The sequence below is a fragment of the Streptomyces sp. NPDC102437 genome (genome assembly GCF_044765565.1).
GTDB lineage: Bacteria > Actinomycetota > Actinomycetes > Streptomycetales > Streptomycetaceae > Streptomyces.
In genome coordinates this window covers 1-3,461 of sequence record NZ_JBIWKI010000126.1, presented here as the reverse complement: position 1 = coordinate 3,461, position 3,461 = coordinate 1, and the positions used below count along the sequence as shown (strand labels likewise).

4 protein-coding genes are annotated in these 3,461 nt (G+C 67.2%); 3 read left to right on the top strand and 1 reads right to left on the bottom strand.

Translation table 11 applies throughout. The features are described from left to right. Positions 1 to 122: 122 nt before the first annotated feature. From ACIRJP_RS42140 to ACIRJP_RS42130, 3 genes are all read left to right on the top strand, one after another. A complete protein-coding gene (locus tag ACIRJP_RS42140) occupies positions 123 to 1,079 on the top strand; it encodes a phosphotransferase family protein (protein ID WP_404186473.1) in 957 nt (318 codons plus the stop codon). A 19-nt stretch (positions 1,080 to 1,098) separates the two neighbouring features. After that, positions 1,099 to 1,464 (top strand): hypothetical protein, encoded by a 366-nt coding sequence (locus tag ACIRJP_RS42135; RefSeq protein WP_404186471.1) that lies wholly within the window; start codon positions 1,099 to 1,101, stop codon positions 1,462 to 1,464. A gap of 318 nt (positions 1,465 to 1,782) precedes the next feature. Continuing rightward, on the top strand, positions 1,783 to 2,382 hold the full coding sequence (locus ACIRJP_RS42130; RefSeq protein ID WP_404186469.1) for a hypothetical protein: 600 nt from the start codon (positions 1,783 to 1,785) through the stop codon (positions 2,380 to 2,382). Between the two features lie 77 nt (positions 2,383 to 2,459). Here ACIRJP_RS42130 and ACIRJP_RS42125 read toward each other — a convergent pair whose 3' ends face one another. After that, the gene (locus ACIRJP_RS42125) at positions 2,460 to 3,194 is read right to left on the bottom strand and encodes an alpha/beta fold hydrolase (RefSeq protein WP_404186467.1); all 735 of its coding nucleotides are present in this window, start codon (positions 3,192 to 3,194) and stop codon (positions 2,460 to 2,462) included. Positions 3,195 to 3,461 lie beyond the last annotated feature (267 nt).

Genomic DNA, 3,461 nt, shown 5'->3' with positions numbered 1-3,461 from the left:
GCAGCCCCATCGCCTACGAACAAGCACTCCGAACAACATCAACTACGCTGGCCGAAGCCGCATAACCCGTGTTCAGGATCAGGGGTCAAGGCCCGCCGTCCGGATGATGAGGTGACACGGTGATGAACCACGATGAGGCGGCGGCTGTCCGGCCGTTGACACTGGCTTGGGTGAGCCGGCATCTGGAGGCCGGCGAGCGGATCGTCAAGGCCACGGCGCTGCACGGCGGCATCACCGCCGAGGTGCGGCGGCTGACCATCGGGACGCGGGACGGAGGCACCCGTGACCTGGTGCTGCGGACCTACGTCGACCCGTTCTACGTGGAGCACGCCGAGGGCGGGCTGAATCGGGAGGCCGGCGCCCTGACCCTGCTCACGGGGACCGGCGTGCCGGCCCCTTCACTGGTCGCGGTTGATCCGACCGCCACGCAGTGCGAGTTTCCGTCGCTCCTGATGACACATCTGGCGGGCCGGACGGTCCTCGACGATCAGGGAGTGGAGACGCGTGTTCGCCTGCTGGCCCGCCAACTCGTGGCGATCCACGCGTTACGACCCGCCGAGCGGCCCCGAAAGTATGTGACGTTGACGACCGCCGACACCGTCGTCGTCCCGAAGGGCGCCGACGCGGCTGTATGGACCGCGGCCATCGACGTGATCCGCAAGCCCGCGCCGCCTTGTGAAGGGCACTTTCTGCACCGGGACTTCCAGCCCGGCAACGTGCTGTTCGACGTACCGCCTTCAAACCCGGAAGATGCCCGCATCACCGGCGTCGTCGACTGGGCACCCTCCTGGGGTCCGGCGGATCTCGATGTGGCGCACTGCTGCGTCAATCTCGCGCTGCTGCACGGCCCGGCGTGGGGTATGCGGTTCGCCGAGGCGTACGAGGAGGCCGGCGGGGTATTGGCCGCGACCGCGAGCGAGCGGCTGTACTGGCGGGTGCGAGACGCGCTGGCCGCCTCGGAAGAAGTGCGGTCGGTGTCCCAGCCATGGCGGGAGGCCGGTAGGGCTGAACTGACGACGCGAGCCGTGGAGGAGCGGCTGGATGCCTATGTCACCGCCTTGATGGACGCGCCGGGCTGACACTGGGACCCAGCAGCAGATGCCTGGAATTGAGCGAGACGTACGACCTGATGCCTCGCATGGACCGAGACCGCCTCGGCTTCAGCGAGACAGGATCGAACGCGCATACAAGGAGCAGCTGCGCCGCGCGGCCGAGCAGCAGAAGGTCGAGCGGGAAGCACGCCGCCCGGCATGCGCCGGCTGCGGCACGAAGCTCACCGACGACCGCTGGAAGGCGGCCCAGGCACACCCGACACCGGGACCGCGGTGGCATCCGACGCTGTGCGACGGATGCGAGGACCGGGCCGTCCGGGCCGCGAGCCAGGCCGAGAACGAGCACCAGGAGCAGGAGGAACAGATCCCCGGGCAGAAGGCCGGCGGCTGGTTCTCACGCCTGCGCACCTGACCCGGGCAGCCTTCCGCCGGCGGCGCGGGCAAGCCCAAGGCGGCCCTGGGCAAGCCCGCGTTGCCGGCGGCGGCTGGAAGGCGTGGACAGTCCATGGCCATGCCGGTGTGCCGGCAGTACGCGGCGATCAGCAGGCCGGTGACCCGACAACAACCAAGCGTCGGCAACGAAGTGCCCCGGCCTCTCGTAGTACGGTTACACCCTCCCTGGGAGATCACTGAAAGTCACCTCCCAGGCCCCGGATGCCCTTCCCGTTCCAGTTCTCAGCGGACTTTGACGTGACGCCGCTGTGTCAGTGGGGTGCGGCATGATGCCCGAATGGATCAGGTGGATCAGGGACTGGCAGCACTGATAGCCGGCGTGGCCGCCTTCGGCGGAGCCGTCATCAGCGGTTGGTACACCGGACGATCCGCCCGGGTCGGCGCAGAACGCGCCGCGGCAGCAGTCCTTGAACAAGTCACCAAGCAAGCCGCAGCAGAACACGGTCACTGGCTGAGACAACAGCGCCAAGACGCCTACACGGCATTTCTGGCAGCGTTCGACCGCGCTGCCGACGCTCTCGGCCCGGTGTTCGAGGCCTGGGCACTGGGCTACCAGGGGATGGACGCCCCGGCCGTACGTGAACTGTGGAGGCCGGTAGACGAAGCCGATCTGGCAATGCAGCGAGCCATAACGAGGCTGTCCATCGTTGGCCCGGATGCGGTGGAACGAACCGCCGGGGATCTACGCCTGGCCGTCATGCATGTTCGCACGACCTACTGGAACATCAGACCGAATGAACGGGACTCGGTGACGCAGGAGCGAGCTCAGTGGACGGTGCGCCAACAGGACCTACATAAGCGGTTCGTCGCCGAAGCGCGTGCAGTTCTTCAGTCCCCATCTGCGGCACCGTCAGACGAACGGCGCCAGCTCCGCTAACGGGCCCGGTCCAGCTCCACCCGTATGCGTGCCAAGCGGCGGTTGCTCGGCCCAGGTTCAGACATGATGGCGGCCGGTCAGGTCCCTCTGCACCGGCCGCCAAGAATGGAGTCGAGGAATCGGCGGATTGCAATCGCTGACTCCTTCGGCCTCCGTAGATGGGGCCAGTGGTCGGCGTTCAGTTCGATCAGGGTGGTGCCGGGTCGTCGAGATGCCATCTCGCGGGCCTGCGCGGTGGGCAGCACAGTGCTGGCCGTGCCGTGCAGGAGCAGCGCGGGGCAGTGGGAGCTCAGCCATTGGTTCCAGTGGTCGCCGAGCACGCGGGTGTCGGAGTCGACCATGTCCGCAGGGTGAAAGCCGAGCCGCCACCCGTCGTGGTGCGGTCGCAGTCCGTTTTCCAGCAAGGGCGTCAGGGAGCCGCAGGCGGAGAGGAGTTCCTTGCGTGTGGGGGCGGAGTACGGAAGGCCGAGCAGAACGGACAGCGGTGCGGGGTCCACGACTCGCAGGTGCGCGGGCCCGTCAATGTTGATCAGGGCGCTTACAGCGTCAGGTTGGGCTGCGGCCAGGTAGTAGGCGTTGATGGCACCGAGGGAGTGCCCAAGAACGGGCAGGGGCTGATGGTCAAGGCCCAGGTAGGTGAGCAGGAGACTCAGATCGTCGAGGTATCCGTTCCGATCGTACTGCTTCGCCCGGTCGGAGTCCCCGTGCCCTCGCTGATCCAGTGCGACCACCCGCCACCCGTCGGGGCTCAGGGCGCGGGCGAGCTCTGCGAAGTCAGCTCCTTCGCCGAGGTGTCCGTGTAACCCAAGCAAGGGCCGCCCCCCTGCGGGCCCGAAGTCGAGATAAGAGAGGCGACGCCCGTTGGGAGTGATGAGGTATCCGCGCACGGGCTGACCTGGGGCTGGTTCGGTGGGCACGGCTTCACCATAGAGAACGCACACGCAGGCGTGCCACAGCATCGTCAGTTCAGAAACAGCTTCTTAGCTTGTCCTTTATCTACCAAGATCTGCCGAGCTTCCCGATGGCCTTGAGTGTCTCGGGGCGTTTGACGGTCTTGCCGACGTCGTAGCGCGGTGCCC